Source organism: Variovorax sp. P5_A3, assembly GCF_056400665.1.
Genome location: NZ_JBFUKW010000006.1, coordinates 140,595 through 155,452, shown reverse-complemented (window position 1 = coordinate 155,452; position 14,858 = coordinate 140,595). Strand labels below are relative to the sequence as shown.

The following is a 14,858-nucleotide window of genomic DNA, read 5'->3' as shown; positions in this document are numbered from 1 at the left end:
CCTCATCCCAGGAGAGCGAGGAGGCGAACGTCCAGCGCGCTGGCGGCAAAGGCCACCCCGCCCCACAAGAGCGTGAACAGGGCGAGGTCGACGAGCGCCGGATGCCACACCAGGCGGTAGGCGCCGATGAAGGTCAGGACCTTGCGCAGCGGCAGCAGCACGACCCCGGCCACCATGGCCGAGACCAGTCCCACATTGACGAGGACTCCAAACAGGCTGATTTCGGCTAGCACGTCACACGCTCCTTGTCTTCGAAGGCCGGCGCGTCGGGAAACAGGCCTCGACGAAGGCCTGTCGCCGCAGCCAGGCCGTCGAGGCGCAGCCGTCCGCCACCGAGGGCGAGAAGCTGCCGGATGGTGTCGTCCAGCGCGCCGAGCAACTCGCCCACCGGCGCGGCGAGATCCTTGCGCGACCGCGCATGAAAGTGGGTGGCCAGTTGCCGCATCAGCGCACCGATGACCGGTGCGAGCGGGCTGCCATCGGCATCGCGTGCCACTTCGCGCAGCGCGGCCGTGTTGATGCCGAGTCGCAGGTCATTGAGCGCATCCGCGTTCTGGAATGCCGAGGCCCCGGTCAGGCGTGCGAGGCGCGGGATCAGCAGGCCGGCGCGATCGAGCATGCGGCTGGCCCACGCATCCCTGCCCGGCAGCCACTGCCCGCTGGCCAGGTCCGCTAGCTCTCGCCACCCTGCGCGCAGGATGCGGGATGCACTCGTCTCGGGACTCACGACACGGATGAGCGAAGTCACCAACAGCGCAATGATGCCGCCAGCCACCGCCCCGACGGCGACGGTCGTGAAGGCGTCGAAGTCGGCACGCAGCGAAGGTTGCAGCGCGAGCAGGGTCTGCGAGATGAGCGCGAAGCCGAGCGCGCGCAGCGAGTGCTGCGGCGTGGCGAGATACAGCGCGGTGCCGAAGAACAATGGGGACAGGGCCAGCGCGAATGCGCCGAAGCCGTCGACCGCCGGAAGGATCGCGAACACGTAGAGCGCGGCGACGGGCACGGCGATGAGCGACCAGAGGACCAGCAGTTTTTGCATCGGGCGGGGATCGTCGAGGAAGGCGAACACCGAAGAGCCGGCGGCCGCGATGCCGATCATTGCCGTGCCCTGCGCCCATCCCGTGGTCACGGCCAGTGTCCCGGCGAGGGCCACGGCCACGCCGGCCGCAAGGCCCGCGTAGGCGGCCAGGCCATGGTCCACGTGCAAGCGACGCCGACCCTTTGCTTCGGCGAGTTGCCGCACCTTCGCATCCGGCGCGCGATGCGGGTTGCGAACGAAGGTCGTGAGATGCAGGCAGTCGTTCCATGCCTCCACAAGATCGATCAGGCGCTGGATCAGGTTCGCGGCCAGCATTTCCGTCCACACAGGCGAGGTGCCTGGTGCCGGCAGCGCCACCCGTCCCGCCGCGACCAACTGGTCCGCGCGATCCTGATCGCCCTGGGTGGCTTCCTCGACCCATTGCCGGACCTCCGCCACATACCCCGCGAGGGCCGGCGGCATGGCCTCGGCCATGGCACCGAGCCGGTCCTCGACGGCGGTCGTCAAAGGCAGCAACGCGACCAGGCGCGCTTCGAGCGCCGAGACGATGCGAGGGTCCGCCGCATCCGCACCGGCGTCGAAGCGCTGGCCGTTGGCAAGCTGGTGCAGTTCCGTGAGGTCGGCCGCCATCCGCCGGCGTGCGCCCTGTTCTTCAGCCGTCGACCCCTGGCGCGAAAGCGCCGTGCTCATCCAGGCACGCGCATCCTTCATGCTCGCGACGAGCTTGGCCTCCATCTGGGACTTGAGCCCACGGGGAAACAGGATGCTGTGCATCAGCATCGCACTGACGGCCCCGATGACGATCTCCTCGATGCGTGCGACGCCCGTGTCGAAGAGCTGCGAGACATCGCCGATCTGCGGAAGCCCGACCAGCGCGACGGTGTAGCCGGCCAGCAGAAACGCATAGCTGCGCGGGCTGCGGTCGAGCAGGGAGATGTAGATGCACACCGCCACCCAGGCCGAGAGGGCCGCGATCATCAGCTCGGGCATCTGCACCAGCGCCGGCAGGATCAGCATCGAGGCGATGATCCCGATCACCGTGCCCGCGGAGCGGTACAGCGCACGCGAGACGACGGAGCCGGAGGCCGCTCCCAGCGGCTGGCTCACGATGAACACGGTCAGCGACGCCCACCCGGGGTTGGGCAGGCCGGCGCTGAAGGCGACATACAGGGCCAGCAGCGCCGCGAGGGTGCAGTTGGTCGCGTAGATCAGGCCGCGTGTGTTGAAGGCGCTCATGGCGATGATGGGTTGTGAATGCCGGGCCGGCGGCACCGGGCTGGTCGTAGCGTAGGTGGACCAGGCACATTCGGTAACCCTGTGCAATGAAGAACGCTATTGCGATGGCTGCAATAGCGGCGACGGGCGGCGCCGTCGGATCGGAACGCGCGGAGGTTCCGTGAGGGACGTCGGCTGATCCGGTCAGCCGCGCCGCAGGCGGCTGCGGCGCTGGAAGGAGGTGTCTACCGACCGGACAGACCCGGATCCCGGGAGGCCTCGGCCTTCACCAGCTCGGGCGAAGAGTAGGGGCTGCCGTCCTGGCGCACCATCTCGCGCGCGCGAAAGATGTCCTCGGCCTGGATCTGCTCGACGATGATCCTCGTCGGTTGCTGAACGCTTCGCTCGGTGGCGGGATCACCGCAAGGTCGATCCGTGAGGGTCGTGCGGCCGTCGGGGCCTTTGCAGTGATTCACTGGATCAGCCATGGCGGACTGGGTGGCGCCGACCACTGCCAGGGTGACGAGTAAGCGGAGAGCGTTCATTCGATGATCATAGGACGGCGCATCGCATCTCGTCCAGCGGGCGTGCTATGCACGTTGCCATACCGTCGCAATCAGGAATCCGTCGCTGACCGTGACGGATTGCGCGATCCACCGGGCTGTGGGGAGTCAGTACACCTTCTTACATATCGCTTCAGACGTCTTCGCAAATTCGCCCACTGTCCTAAAGTTGCCTCCATGGAGAGATAGAGATCAAGTCCTTTTCATGCAGGAGGTGTTTATGGAAGCGATCACCGATGACGCCGGCCAACTCAGGGCCGCGGCAACCAAGGCAGAGGTTTCGGCCCGGCGCGCCCACAAGGCGGCGACCGAGGCCTTCCAGCAGTTCCTGAGGAACCCCGGCGCTGAACCACCCGATCAGGCCTTCGACGCGGCAAAAGCCAGCGCCAGGGCAGCGCAAGAGGCGTGGCGCAAGTATGTTCACTACTTCGCCCTGCACGGCGGGCATCTGCATCGCTGCTGAAGCGCAACTCGCCGGCGGTACCGGGGCGGCCGGGTTTATCTGGAAGCCCTGCGCGTCGGCGCTGTGGCGGCGCGCTTGATGACCGGTTTCGCCGCGGCCCCGGGCGTCGAAGACCGTGGTGCGCGCTTGGCGGGCTTCCTCGGCGCACCGCTCAACGCCTCGAGAAGGTGTCGTCGGGCGACCTCGTACGAAACCGTTTTTTCACGCATGGCGACCTCGACTGGTAGGTACTCGCGCAGGCCGGCAGGGCTTGTGTCAACGGCCCGGGTGCCTGGTTTCCGAGGTCGATGCTATGAGGCGACGGCCCCGAAAGCCAGCCTCCGTCCGCAAAGCACGCGAGCCCCTTGTGGGGATTCGCGATGCCCTATCGCTTCCAGAACGCCCACCACGCAGCCCGTCTCCGGGCCGGAGAGCGCAGTTCCGCGCCCAAGGTCGACAACGCGCCCTGCCGGCGGCGGAGCTCGCGCTCCAGCACATGCGCACGGTCGTTGGCGTCCTGCTCGCCCTGCAAGGCACGGCGGCGCCACGCGGCGGCCTGCTGGGCCAGCTCGTCATCGCTCAGACTCTCGGGGTTCAATGACATCGCGGCCATTGTGATGCGTTCCCGCGCCCCGGATGCTCCGGAATTACTCGGAGCGCCACCGCATGCCGGGCTGTACTCTGTTCGGGGGATGCCGGGAAGGAGGCAGGGAAGCACAATCGTGTCAGTCTTCCAGCAGCGGGGTATTCGCCATGCCATCTGCCTCTTTCGCGGACTCACTGCCTTTCATCCTTCGATGGGAGGGCGGCTACGTCAATCATCCGGCCGATCCCGGCGGCGCGACCAACCGCGGCGTGACCCAGAAGGTCTACGACGCCTGGCGCGCGAAGCAAGGGCAGCCGGCGCAGGACGTGCGCCAGCTGTCCGACGACGAGATGCGCAGCATCTACGAGTCGAACTACTGGCGACCTGCACGCTGCGACACCCTGGAGCGCAAGCTCGATGTCGCGCACTTCGACACGGCCGTCAACATGGGCGTCGGACGCGCCGTCCGCTTCCTGCAGGCGGCGATGGGGTGCGAAGTCGATGGCGGCTTCGGCGACGGCACCTTGCGGGCCGTGCAGCAATGCAAGGACCTCGCCAAGGCGCTGGTGGACTACTGCAACGAACGCGAGGCCTTCTACGCCCGGTTGATCGCGGCCAACCCGAAGCTGGCCGTCTTCCAGAAGGGCTGGAACAATCGCCTGAATGCGCTGCGCAAGGAAGTCGGCCTGCCCGGCTTCGAGGCCGATGTGCCGACGGACTACGGCGACACCGACTACATCGAGCGCATTCCGGACATCGGCGAAGACCCGGACTACGACCTCTGACATCGATCATCGTGGAACCTGCGACGTTGCAACAACGGGCAGAGAGCGCGCTGACGCTGCTGCGCGGCATGTGCGACGACGCGGACGTGGCAGCCGCCAAACCCCTGGTCGAGGAATTGCGCAACGCACGGGACTACCCCCGCATGCTGCAGCTTGCCGAGGCGGTGCACCGCCTCGACCCAGGCGATCCGAAGAATCGACGTCTTCTGGCGCAGGCCCTGATCGAAAGCGGCCTGGCGACCGTGGCGATCGACGTGCTGCAAGCCTTGACGGCCAGCCTGCCCCTGGCGCACCCCGAGCGCGGCGAGGCGCAGGGATTGCTCGGCCGGGCCTGGAAGCAGATCTTCTTCGATACCGCCGACAAGTCCGCGCCAGCCGCGCAGACGGCCCTGGCAGCGGCGATCGATGCGTACCGCGAGCCCTATCAACTGGACGAGCAGAAGACCTGGCACGGCGTCAATCTGCTGGCACTGCTCTATCGCGCGCGCCGCATGGGACTTGCCGTTGCGCCCGACCTGCAACTGAAGCCCCTGGCCCGGAAGCTGGTTGCGACCCTCGAAGCCACGCCCGAGGCGCAGCGTGACGAGTGGTTCCTGCCGACATTGGCCGAGGCGTCCCTGGGCCTGGGCGACTGGGACGCCGTGGAGCGTCGGGTCCACGAGTACGTCGCGTCACCGGATGCCAAGGCCTTCCTGGTCGCGAGCACCTTGCGGCAGTTTTCCGAAGTCTGGGATCTCGAGCGCGGGGACGATCCGCGCGGACGCAGTCTCGTCGCGGTCCTTCGCAGCCGCCTGCTCGCATTGCCCGCGGCGCAGATCGAGCTGAGCCCGGGCAGGGTCCGGGAACTCCAGGCCGTCGAGGCGCCCAGTGGTGCGCAACTGGAGGCAGTGCTCGGAAAGGAAGGACCGCAAACCTACGAGTGGTGGCTCACGGGCCTGAAGCGCGCGCGTTCGGTGGCCGCCGTGAAGCGTCGGCTCGGTCGTCGCGTCGGTACCGGCTTCCTGGTTCGCGCCGGCGATTTCGGAATGGAGCCGCCGGACGAACTGATGGTGCTGACCAACTACCACGTGGTGAACCAGGCCGGCCAGAGTCCGGGCATCCCACCGGGCGAAGCGCAGGTCGTGTTCGAGGCGGCCGATGGAAGTCCTGTCTTCGACGTCAAGGAAATCGTCTGGTTCGCCCCGCCGGACCGGCAGGACGCGAGCCTGATGCGTCTGCAATCGCCGGTCACCGGCATCGAGCCCATGCCGATCTCGCCCAGGCTGCCCGACTGGCCGCCGCCACCCGAGAACGCCGGGCGAGCCCCACGCGTCTATGTGATCGGCCACCCCGGGGGGCGAGATCTCTCGTTTTCCTTCCAGGACAACGAGCTGCTCGGTCACGAAGGTCCCCCGTCGGGGAAACCGCCGGTGGAAGGCGTCTGCCGCGTCCACTACCGTGCGCCCACGGAAGGCGGCAGCTCCGGCAGCCCGGTCTTCAACGACAGCGCCTGGGCCGTGATCGCCCTGCATCACATGGGCGGCGAGCTCGGCATGCCGCATCTCAACGGCGAAGCGGGCGCCTACGCCGCCAACGAGGGGATCTCGATGCAGTGCATCGCCGAGGCGATCCGCAAGAGTCGGGCGGGCAACGGCGCCTAGAGCTTGCACTCCGGACTGACCGGCGCCGTCACCTTGGCAACGGGCTCGATGGCGCGCAGCTCCATCTGGGCCTTTCCTTCCCCGGCCTTCACCGCTTGCACGATCAGCAGGGGGCGCAAGAGTTGGTGATCTGCGGCTCGCATCTCCACATCGCCCACCACGGTCGCCAACTTGATCCCGGCCAGGGCCGGGCGCACCGCATCGACATCGGTGGAGTTCGCCTTGAGGATTGCAGCGTGCAGCAGTTCGAAAGCGAGGTAGGCATCCACGCTCAGGTACGTGGGCTTGCGCTTGTACCGGGCCTCGTACGCCTTCACGAATGTCGCATTGCGTTCGCCGGGCATCGACCAGAAGTAGCTCTGAGTACCGTAGACACCGACGGTGCTGTCACCTTGTCCGCCCAGCAGGACCTCATTGACGGTGCTGGCCGAGACCACGGTCTTGTACTTCGAGAACAGGCCGAAGGCTTGCTGCTGCTTGGCGAACGCAATGCCTGCGGATCCCGGGTACAGCATGGCGAGCCCCTCCGCGGGCTTGGCATTCAACTGGGAGATGTAGGAGCCGAGGTCGGTCGCGGTCATCGAGGCGAAGATCGTCTTCTCGATCGTTCCCCCGTTGTCCTGGACCAGGGCGCCGAACTTCCTGGCGTAGTCGTGGCCGACCGCGTAGTCGGCCATGAGAAGGTCCCAGGACTTGATGCCGCTCTCCTGCAACTGCGTGCGCAAGCCGTTCATGACCATGCTGTCGCTGGTGTCGATGCGAAAGTAGTTCTTGTTGCAGTTCTTGCCGGTGAGGTCGTCGCTGGTGGCCGTGGCGTCCAGGAACAGGGCATTCATCCCCGCCACCTTGGCGGTGATGGCCAGCGCCGTGCTCGACGCGTTCAGGCCCGTGAAGAACGAGACGCCGCCTTGCGACACCAGCTTGTCTGCGGCCGCCATGGCTGTCGCGGGCGATCCGGTGTGGTTCTGGACGACCAGTTCGTACTTGCGTCCCAACGCGCCGCCCTGGGCATTCAACTGTTCGACGGCGAAGGCCGCGCCCTCGGCGATGTAGGACCCATTGGCGGCAAACGGGCCCGAGTCGATGTTCACGACGCCCAGCTTGATCGGCCCCGGGTTCTGGGCCACGGCGAAGGACGATAGCGAACCCACGGTGCCGGCAGCGGCGAGGGCCAGAGTCAGACGACGGCGATTGCAACTGATCATGATGACTTGTCTCCATTGAGTGCATGTTGGTCTTGCGAGCTGGCTGCGGTCGCCAGCAGGACATCCACATCCGGCAGGCGATCCGAATTCGATTCCCAGGCCTGCGGCGCAAACCAGGAGCGCTGGAACTCGATCAGCGGACGGCTGCAGGCGACGACGATGGCTTCCACTTCCTTGCGCAAGACCGGGTTGCCGTCGGGCAGGGTGCGAACGATGCGACTGAGCTCGGTCCGCAAGGCCGCCGAGACAGCCTCCAGCTGCACCTGCCTGGCTTCGACCGATGACAGCAGCGTCGTGGCTTGCGCGCAGAGCCTCGTCAGCTCCGGTGCGCCATTTCCGAATCGCTTCATGGCTTCGGCGGCGCCCTTGCCCATCGCCAGGTACAGCCTGAGCTCGAAGCGGACGCGATCACCGATCAGGTTCACACGCTTCGATACGAAGCTCAGGTACCTCGTCATCAGCGCGACCTGCTCGCGTGCGAGCGAGTCGCTCGCCTCTTCCACGCAGGGGCCGACTGTCATGTCGAGCGAACTCATGCAGCCCCGAAGCCCATTCACGGTTCGATCGGCCATCAGCAGTTCTCCAGGGATTTCAGCAACTCGTCCGCGAGCGAGCTGACCGCTCCTTCGACGAAGGCCAGGAGCACGTCCTGGTGCGATTTGCCCAGGCGCACCACGCGATAGGACGACGCCATGCTCGACACCATGAGCTGGTAGGTGTTGAAGACGCGGTAATAGTGAAGTCGACGGGCATCGACCCTCAGCCCCGACAAGCGTTCGTAGTCTTCGTAGAACTGCTCCAACGGGATCAGTCCGCTCACCAGGAATGTCTTGCCATCCTCGGCGACGTTGCCGAACAGGTGCGTCGCGGTATAGGCGAGATCCCTGTGGCGATCGCCGAGATAGCCGCGCTCCCAATCCAGCCATCCGTTGATGCGTCCGGCCTTCTCGTCGAACAGGAAATTGCCGCTTCGATAGTCGCCATGGAGCACGCTGACGCGGTCCAGTTTCGGCAGGTTGTCCTCCAGCCAGTTGGCGGCGTACTCGATCAGCGGGAAATCCTCGCCGCGATCCTCCTCCCACACCCGGCGCGCGCGGTTGAGCTGCCACAGCGCGGACTGCGTGGAGCCGACTTCCGGGACATCGAAGGCGTCGAGCCGGGCGCCCGACCAGTCGAAGGTGTGGATCGCAGCAAGGTGCTGCATGAATTGCGGTGCCAGACGCGAGCGCAGCTCGGGGCCGAAATGCGTGCCTGTACCGCTGACCCTGTGCCTGTCGTCCGACGGCTTGGCGCTTCCTTCGATGAACGCGTAGACGATGGCGGGCTCGGGAAACCATTGGCCGTCGGCATCCACCCAGTGCGTTCGCGGCACGGGAACGGCCGAGGCGATGGCCGTGATGATCTGATGTTCGCGCCTGCGGCTGGTGGCGTTCAGTGACTCCGCCGGTTCCATGCGCACGACCAGGCGCGTCGAGGTCCGGCCGACCTCCGGATCGTTCCATTGCAGCGTGAAGCCGAACTGGAGTTTCGAAGCGCCTCCTGTCAGCCATCGCTCTTCGGAAAGAGTGAACGCACCTTCGACATGGTCCGCCAGAAAGCTGCGCGCATGGCCGGACATCTCCTCCAGCGTCGGTATCCGGTAGGGGCCGCTGGCGCGGCGGCGCATCTTGCGCGTCAGCATGAGGTCGTATTCGGCCTCGGTCGGGTAGGCAGCCCGCACCGCCGCGCTGAACGCCTCCGCCGGCGCATCCCGCATCCGGTCGGCCGCGTCGTCGCCTGCCGGCTCGAACATTCGGCCGGACTGCAAGCCGGGCCGCGGCGGCGATTCGAGAACTTGCATCGTTGCTCCTTCCATGTGCCTGGACCGTTGCCTGTCCAGTTCAGGCTGTCAGGGCAGGGATGGGATCCGTCCAGCGGCGACCTCTCATCCCGCTTTCGACGGGCAGCGAGTGGTTCTCCTGCAGGGATCCGTGACCAATCTTCCCTGCGTGCTCCCAGCGGATCAGGCCGATCCAGCAGATGCAGGTCGAATACGCCCGCCAGGGCGCGCCCGCCAGCGGCGTGCCGCGCAGTTGGTACTTGTTGCCACGCTGGTCGGTGGCAATGACGTCGATGGAGAAGGGAACGATGCCGACGCGCGTGGTGGTCATCTCCAACTCGACGAGCGCATGAACCTTGCCCTTGTCCAGCAGGTAGCCGTGGGCGAACTTCTGATCCTGCCCTGCGGGCTTGCTCGGATCGAGGTGCATGTGGAAGCGGAAGCCGAGCTCCTCGCCGAACTGGGCCCAGACCGAATTCATCGGCGGAATGTCCATCTCGGGACGCGGACCCCAGCTGTGGTTCATGCGGTCGACGATGTCAACCTTGTATTCCTTCCCGCGCACCTTCAGGGTCCCCTTGACCCGCGCATGCATGTCGTAGTGGCCCTTGTAGCCGCTGCCCATCGAGGTGCTCGCGAGTTGTTCCGCCTCGGTCTTGCCGGCGAGCGGATTCTCGTCACGGTCATGGATGTCGAAGGGCTGCATGATCCCGACGTAGTCGACATGGATCTCGGTGCCGTCGCTGCCGACGTAGTCGACGCGGTAGTCGCGCGGTGCATTCACCGCCTTCACGCTCAGGCCGTTGGGGGCATGAATGTGCGAGAAGCGCTCGGGGAGCGGCAGGTGATAGCGGGTGTCGACGGAGAGCAGTTCGAACTCCGTGTTGCTGACCGCTCCCATGACCCGGATGTCGTTGGACATGGTGCCCAGCACGGGGCGGGTGACGACGTAGACGTGCGCGAACAGGCGCTCCTCGGGGACCGAAATGGGGATGTAGTAGGTCTCGGCCCAGGTGTAGTCGTCGGTCGGGCCGTGGTGGTATTCCAGGTCTTGGGCAGTGATCATGTTCAGTACCAGGTTGATGCTTCGGATAAGACGAACCAGCGTGCAGCAGGCTCTTCATGAATTCGCGCCTCGTTCAAGGTGCGCTTTCATGTTATCCCGCCCGCAAGTACAAATGCAATAATTCCAATATACGGGATTAGTATCGTTTTCCCGGTGGAAGGATAATGCAGCATCTCCGATCACACTCGTCGAATGGCAAACCAGACAAACAAGACGCCGCCAGAGGCCGAATCCACCCCGTCGGAAGCGACGCAAAGCAGTTCGGAGCGCGTGTTGCGGGTGATGGATCTCTTCACCGAGACAGCGCCGAGCTGGACAGTCGAAGGCATGGCGAAAGCGCTGGGCCTGGCGCGCACGACGGCCTACCGCTACGCGAAGACGCTGACCGACACCGGCTTCCTGGCTTCGCTCAACGCGGGTGTCTACGTGCTGGGCCCGCGGATCATCCAGCTCGACAGGCAGATACGGCTCAGTGACCCGCTCCTGCAGGCCGCTCCACCGTTGATGGATGCGATCCGCAAGCAGGCAGCGGGCATCCAGCTGCTGTGCAGCTACTACGGCGACCACGTGCTGTGCATCCACGACGTGCGGGTGGACAAGGAAGTCCCCTCCGGCTACGACCGTGGGCGGCCGTTTCCATTGTTCCGCGGCGGGCCGTCGCGCATCATCCTTGCCTGCCTGCCCCAGCGTCAGCTGAAGGACCTCATGCTCCACCATGCCGCCGACATCGCTCGCGCGGGGCTGGGACAGGACTGGCAGGAGTTCCACCGCAAGATGAAGGCCATCCAGCAGGCGGGCTACTTCGCGGCCAAAGGAGAGATCAACCCCGACACCTACGGTATCTCGGCGCCGATCCTCCATACGAAGGGCATTGCCGGCAGCCTCACCATCGGTCGAAGGCTTGCCAACCTGAAGGAACGGGAGATACCGTCGCTGATCGAGTTGACGGTCCAGACGGCGGCCAAGATCAGCAAGGCGATTCAGGCAATCCAGGCCGATGCAAACACCGACACGGACTAGTGAGCGCGATGTCGCCTCGTCAAACGATCACTGCCCGGCGCAGGCCGCTCCAGTGAAGCAACCCACGGGCCACCTCTCGTCCCTCAACGGCAATCGCCTGTCGGCCCTGCTGCTTTTCGTCACCGCGCTCTGGGGCTTGAACATGACGGCGCTGAAGACCATCGCCTCCTATTTCGACCCCGCCGTGATGGCGACCGAGCGGGCGGCCATCGCCGCGGCGTTCCTGGGGCTCATGCTCTGGCGGCAGCGCCACAAGCTGCGGCGGACGAGAATGACCGCGCGTCAGTTCGCCACCGTGCTGGCCTGCGCGGCGCTCATGGTCTATTTGAACCAGATCCTTCTCGCGGTCGGCCTGGTACGGACTACGGCCACGAACGCCTCGGTGGCCATTGCGCTGAGCCCCCTTGTGTCATCCCTCATGGCCGCATTGATCCTGCGCGAGCGCATCGGCTTGCTGCGCATCGTGGGTGTGGCGCTGGGCTTCGCTGGCGTCCTGATCGTGGTGCTGCATTCCTCCGGTGCCCGGCTCGCGGATGCGGGCCTGGGCGACGGCCTGGTCGTGGCATCGGTCGTGACCTTCTCGATCGGCGGCGTCCTGATCCAGCGGCTCGCTCGGGAGACCGATGCGCTCTATGCGAGCGCCATGATCTATGCGTGCGGCACCTTGATGCTGGCGCTGCACACCCTCGCTGTCGGTGCTGCACCGAATGTCGGCGCCTGGCTGCCCGGCTTCTGGCCGTTGATGCTGGTGCTGTTCTCGGCGTTGATCGCGACGGCCTTCGGCAACCTGGCCTGGAACCACGCCATCGTGAAGATCGGCGTCGCGCGCGTCTCGCTGTGGTTCTACTGGGTGCCCGTGTTCGGCGTGGGCTTCGCGGCGCTGCTGCTCGGCGAAACGCTGACCATCTGGCACGCTGTCGGCCTGCTGGTCGTAGTCGTCGGCACCGCGCTGGGTACGTACAGCCGCGCCTGAAGGGCCAGGCCGAGGCGATGCAGTTCAGTCCGCTGGCCTCTCCGCGACGGCCAGCATCTCGCGAAGGCGGCGCCGCAGCAGCTTGCCGGTCGGCGATCGCGGCAAGCTGTCGATGACGCGGAAGTCCGCAGGCTGCTTGATGCGGCCGAGGCGCGCTTCGCAGTGCGCACGCACAGCGGCGATCAGTCCGGACGGGCCGACTTCGGCCATGTCGCGCATCGGCACCAGGAACGCGACGGGCCTCTCGCCGAAACGTGTGTCCTCGATGCCGACGACGGCGCAGTCCCATACGCCGGGTGCATCTCGAATGGCCGACTCGATCTCCTGCGGGTACACGTTGACCCCGCCGGAGATGATCATGTCGTCCTGCCGATCGGTCAGGTAGAGATAGCCCTCCTCGTCGACATGGCCGATGTCGCCGAAGGTCTGCCAGCCTTGCGGCAAGGTGCGGGCGGCAGTCTTCTCCGGCGCCTTGTAGTACGCGAACGGCGTCACGCCCGAGAAGCAAACGAGGCCCGTCGTGCCGGCCGGCAATGCATGGCCGGCCTCGTCTGCAATGTGCAGCGTGCCCTTGCGCGGGCGGCCGACGGAACCGGGATGGGCGAGCGACTCCTGCGAGTCGATCAGCGTCAGGCCCACTCCTTCGCTGCCGGAGTAGTACTCCAGCAGGACCGGACCCCACCATTCGATGAGAGCCTTCTTGAGCGCGGGAGGGCAGGGCGCCGCGCCGTGGATCGCGCAGCGATGCGATGGCGCGGCAAAGGCTGCGCGGCGTTCGGCGGGAAGTTCGAGCAGTCGCTGGAACATCGCGGGGACCCATTGGCTGTGCGTGATGGCATGACGTTCGAGAAGATCGAGCGCTTCGCCCGCATCGAAGCGCTCCATCACATGCGCCGTGCCACCCGCGGCGGTCACGGCCAGCGCGAAGCGCAACGGCGCCGCATGGTAGAGCGGCGCGGTCGAGAGATAGCGGACGTCGGGGTCGCCGAGTCCGAACAGCGTGAGCAGATCGCCCGCGAACGGCGGCGTGCCGCGGTAGTTGGGCGGAAGCAGCGGCCGGAACACGCCCTTGGGCGAGCCGGTCGTGCCGGATGTGTAGACCATCAGCGCGCCGGGCGTCTCACGGCCGTCGGGGTCCTGCGAGGCTTGGTCCAGCAGCGGCTCCATGGCATCGAAGCCGGCAATCGCTCCCCGCAACGACAGCCAGGCGATGCCGGGCTTCGACGGTGCGGGAAGTTGCGCTGCGACGGCCGCGAGCGCCGCATCAGCGACCACGGCCTTCGCGTCGCAGTCATCGACGAGGTAGCGCACTTCAGTCGCGGTCAGGCCGGTCGGCATGGGCGTCAGGTAGACGCCGCAGCGCCAGGCCGCCCACGCAATCGCCACCGCCTCGGCGCGATTGCCGATCAACGAAGCGACATGGTCGCCGCGCGCCAGTCCCAGGCCGCGCAGCACGGCCGCCGTGCGGTTGCTCGTTGCCTCCAGCGCGGCGTAGGTCCAGGTCTCGCTGCCACTGACGATCGCCGGATGGTCCGGCGTCGCGCGAGCGTGCACCCGCAGGTCGCGCGTCGCGCTGTCGCTCCCAGCCATCACATCAGCCTGCGCTGCGTTGCGCTTTTTCCTGCTCTGCCTTTCCGCGCACGATCGACTTCGCTTCGGCCCAGTCCTCCGGGGTCAGCTTGCCGAGCGCCGCGAAGGTGCTCGGAGCCGCCAAGTGATGTCCGCCGTCGATCGCGATGTTCTGTCCGGTGAGGTACTCGCAGCCGTCGGCCTGCAGGAAGGTCAGCAGGTTGCACAGTTCCGGCATGCGGCCGAAGCGCTGCATGGGCACTTCGTCCGACGATGCGGCACCGACGTTGGCCTTCGGGATCGGTGCCAGCTTTTCCCACGCGCTTTCGGTCGGGAACGGGCCGGGTGCCACGGCATTGACGCGGATGTTCTTGGCGCCCCATTCGACCGCGAGCGACATCGTCATCGCATGCACCGCGGTCTTGGCCATCACGGAAGGCAGCACGTAGGCCGAGCCCGTCCAGACCCAGGTCACGAGCATGCTGACGACCGAGCCCGGCAAGCCTTGCTCGATCCAGCGGCGGCCGCAGGCGAGGGTCGAGAAGAGTGCGCCGTCCATCACCGTCGAGCGCACCGCGGCGAACCCGCGTGGACTGATATCGATCGACGGAGAGATGAAGTTCGCCGCCGCGTTGTTCACGAGCCCCGTCAACGGGCCGCCCGCCCAGATGCGCTCGACCATCGCTTCGATCTGGTCGGCATCGCGCACATCGCAGATGTGGTACTCGGCGCTGCCGCCGTGCCCAGCAGTCTCGTTCAGCTCGGCCACTGCGGCCTGCAGGACCGCCTCCCGGCGTCCGCAGATGTGCACCGCGGCACCCTGGGCGGCGAACTGCCTTGCCAGTTCCTTGCCGAGGCCGGTGCCGCCGCCGGTGATGAGGATGCGCTTGCCCGACAACACGTCGGGACGAAAGGTCGATGGGATCACTGCGAGTC

Annotated in this window: 15 protein-coding genes; 5 read left to right on the top strand and 10 right to left on the bottom strand. The window is 66.4% G+C overall.

The window, feature by feature from the left end; all coding sequences use genetic code 11:
- Window positions 1–2 precede the first annotated feature (2 nt).
- The 3 genes from AC1D3B_RS11660 to AC1D3B_RS11650 form a co-directional block, all read right to left on the bottom strand.
- On the bottom strand, window positions 3–233 hold the full coding sequence (locus tag AC1D3B_RS11660) for a DUF1656 domain-containing protein (protein ID WP_478190826.1): 231 nt from the start codon (window positions 231–233) through the stop codon (window positions 3–5).
- Window positions 227–2,275 (bottom strand): FUSC family protein, encoded by a 2,049-nt coding sequence (locus AC1D3B_RS11655; RefSeq protein ID WP_478190825.1) that lies wholly within the window; start codon window positions 2,273–2,275, stop codon window positions 227–229. Before AC1D3B_RS11655 ends, AC1D3B_RS11660 begins: the two co-directional genes overlap by 7 nt.
- Before the next feature lie 224 nt (window positions 2,276–2,499).
- Window positions 2,500–2,799 (bottom strand): hypothetical protein, encoded by a 300-nt coding sequence (locus tag AC1D3B_RS11650; RefSeq protein WP_478190824.1) that lies wholly within the window; start codon window positions 2,797–2,799, stop codon window positions 2,500–2,502.
- A 238-nt stretch (window positions 2,800–3,037) separates the two neighbouring features.
- Here AC1D3B_RS11650 and AC1D3B_RS11645 point away from each other — a divergent pair, with 238 nt between their 5' ends.
- Complete coding sequence (locus AC1D3B_RS11645; protein WP_478190823.1) at window positions 3,038–3,280, top strand: hypothetical protein; 243 nt, start codon at window positions 3,038–3,040, stop codon at window positions 3,278–3,280.
- A 364-nt stretch (window positions 3,281–3,644) separates the two neighbouring features.
- On the opposite strand, the gene AC1D3B_RS11640 is transcribed toward AC1D3B_RS11645, so the two are convergent.
- Window positions 3,645–3,863 (bottom strand): hypothetical protein, encoded by a 219-nt coding sequence (locus tag AC1D3B_RS11640; RefSeq protein ID WP_478190822.1) that lies wholly within the window; start codon window positions 3,861–3,863, stop codon window positions 3,645–3,647.
- Between the two features lie 149 nt (window positions 3,864–4,012).
- On the opposite strand from AC1D3B_RS11640, the gene AC1D3B_RS11635 reads away from it, so the two are divergent.
- Both AC1D3B_RS11635 and AC1D3B_RS11630 read left to right on the top strand, forming a co-directional pair.
- Entirely contained in the window at window positions 4,013–4,630 is a 618-nt protein-coding gene (locus AC1D3B_RS11635; protein ID WP_478190821.1) for a glycoside hydrolase family 108 protein, read from the top strand.
- Window positions 4,631–4,656: 26 nt separating this feature from the next.
- Window positions 4,657–6,270, top strand: coding sequence for a trypsin-like peptidase domain-containing protein (locus AC1D3B_RS11630; protein WP_478190820.1), 1,614 nt, complete (start codon window positions 4,657–4,659; stop codon window positions 6,268–6,270).
- On the opposite strand, the gene AC1D3B_RS11625 is transcribed toward AC1D3B_RS11630, so the two are convergent.
- From AC1D3B_RS11625 to AC1D3B_RS11610, 4 genes are read right to left on the bottom strand one after another with little or no spacing between them, the layout of a single operon-like run.
- Entirely contained in the window at window positions 6,267–7,475 is a 1,209-nt protein-coding gene (locus tag AC1D3B_RS11625; RefSeq protein ID WP_478190819.1) for an ABC transporter substrate-binding protein, read from the bottom strand. The two genes, AC1D3B_RS11630 and AC1D3B_RS11625, sit on opposite strands and share 4 nt — an antisense overlap.
- Window positions 7,472–8,047: a hypothetical protein gene (locus AC1D3B_RS11620; RefSeq protein WP_478190818.1), complete on the bottom strand. Its 576-nt coding sequence runs from the start codon at window positions 8,045–8,047 to the stop codon at window positions 7,472–7,474. The genes AC1D3B_RS11625 and AC1D3B_RS11620 overlap by 4 nt, the downstream gene beginning before the upstream one ends.
- Window positions 8,047–9,315 carry a phosphotransferase family protein gene (locus tag AC1D3B_RS11615; protein WP_478190817.1) on the bottom strand — a complete coding sequence of 423 codons (1,269 nt, stop codon included), beginning with the start codon at window positions 9,313–9,315 and terminating at the stop codon, window positions 8,047–8,049. The genes AC1D3B_RS11620 and AC1D3B_RS11615 overlap by 1 nt, the downstream gene beginning before the upstream one ends.
- A 40-nt stretch (window positions 9,316–9,355) precedes the next feature.
- Window positions 9,356–10,360 (bottom strand): DUF7064 domain-containing protein, encoded by a 1,005-nt coding sequence (locus AC1D3B_RS11610; RefSeq protein ID WP_478190816.1) that lies wholly within the window; start codon window positions 10,358–10,360, stop codon window positions 9,356–9,358.
- A 192-nt stretch (window positions 10,361–10,552) separates the two neighbouring features.
- On the opposite strand from AC1D3B_RS11610, the gene AC1D3B_RS11605 reads away from it, so the two are divergent.
- Complete coding sequence (locus AC1D3B_RS11605; protein WP_478190815.1) at window positions 10,553–11,380, top strand: IclR family transcriptional regulator; 828 nt, start codon at window positions 10,553–10,555, stop codon at window positions 11,378–11,380.
- A 52-nt stretch (window positions 11,381–11,432) separates the two neighbouring features.
- Window positions 11,433–12,353: a DMT family transporter gene (locus tag AC1D3B_RS11600; protein ID WP_478190814.1), complete on the top strand. Its 921-nt coding sequence runs from the start codon at window positions 11,433–11,435 to the stop codon at window positions 12,351–12,353.
- Between the two features lie 24 nt (window positions 12,354–12,377).
- On the opposite strand, the gene AC1D3B_RS11595 is transcribed toward AC1D3B_RS11600, so the two are convergent.
- A complete protein-coding gene (locus AC1D3B_RS11595; RefSeq protein WP_478190813.1) occupies window positions 12,378–13,943 on the bottom strand; it encodes an AMP-binding protein in 1,566 nt (521 codons plus the stop codon).
- A gap of 4 nt (window positions 13,944–13,947) precedes the next feature.
- Window positions 13,948–14,850, bottom strand: a complete 903-nt coding sequence (locus AC1D3B_RS11590) for an SDR family oxidoreductase (protein WP_478190812.1) — start codon at window positions 14,848–14,850, stop codon at window positions 13,948–13,950.
- Window positions 14,851–14,858: the final 8 nt, after the last annotated feature.

Excerpts from the sequence above, each read along its gene's own strand:
- AC1D3B_RS11610 (WP_478190816.1), bottom strand. The coding sequence starts at position 10,360 with ATGATCACTGCCCAAGACCTGGAATACCACCACGGCCCGACCGACGAC.
- AC1D3B_RS11640 (WP_478190822.1), bottom strand. The coding sequence starts at position 3,863 with ATGTCATTGAACCCCGAGAGTCTGAGCGATGACGAGCTGGCCCAGCAG.
- AC1D3B_RS11625 (WP_478190819.1), bottom strand. The coding sequence starts at position 7,475 with ATGATCAGTTGCAATCGCCGTCGTCTGACTCTGGCCCTCGCCGCTGCC.
- AC1D3B_RS11645 (WP_478190823.1), top strand. The coding sequence starts at position 3,038 with ATGGAAGCGATCACCGATGACGCCGGCCAACTCAGGGCCGCGGCAACC.
- AC1D3B_RS11635 (WP_478190821.1), top strand. The coding sequence starts at position 4,013 with ATGCCATCTGCCTCTTTCGCGGACTCACTGCCTTTCATCCTTCGATGG.
- AC1D3B_RS11655 (WP_478190825.1), bottom strand. The coding sequence starts at position 2,275 with ATGAGCGCCTTCAACACACGCGGCCTGATCTACGCGACCAACTGCACC.
- AC1D3B_RS11615 (WP_478190817.1), bottom strand. The coding sequence starts at position 9,315 with ATGCAAGTTCTCGAATCGCCGCCGCGGCCCGGCTTGCAGTCCGGCCGA.
- AC1D3B_RS11650 (WP_478190824.1), bottom strand. The coding sequence starts at position 2,799 with ATGAACGCTCTCCGCTTACTCGTCACCCTGGCAGTGGTCGGCGCCACC.
- AC1D3B_RS11620 (WP_478190818.1), bottom strand. The coding sequence starts at position 8,047 with ATGGCCGATCGAACCGTGAATGGGCTTCGGGGCTGCATGAGTTCGCTC.
- AC1D3B_RS11605 (WP_478190815.1), top strand. The coding sequence starts at position 10,553 with ATGGCAAACCAGACAAACAAGACGCCGCCAGAGGCCGAATCCACCCCG.
- AC1D3B_RS11595 (WP_478190813.1), bottom strand. The coding sequence starts at position 13,943 with ATGGCTGGGAGCGACAGCGCGACGCGCGACCTGCGGGTGCACGCTCGC.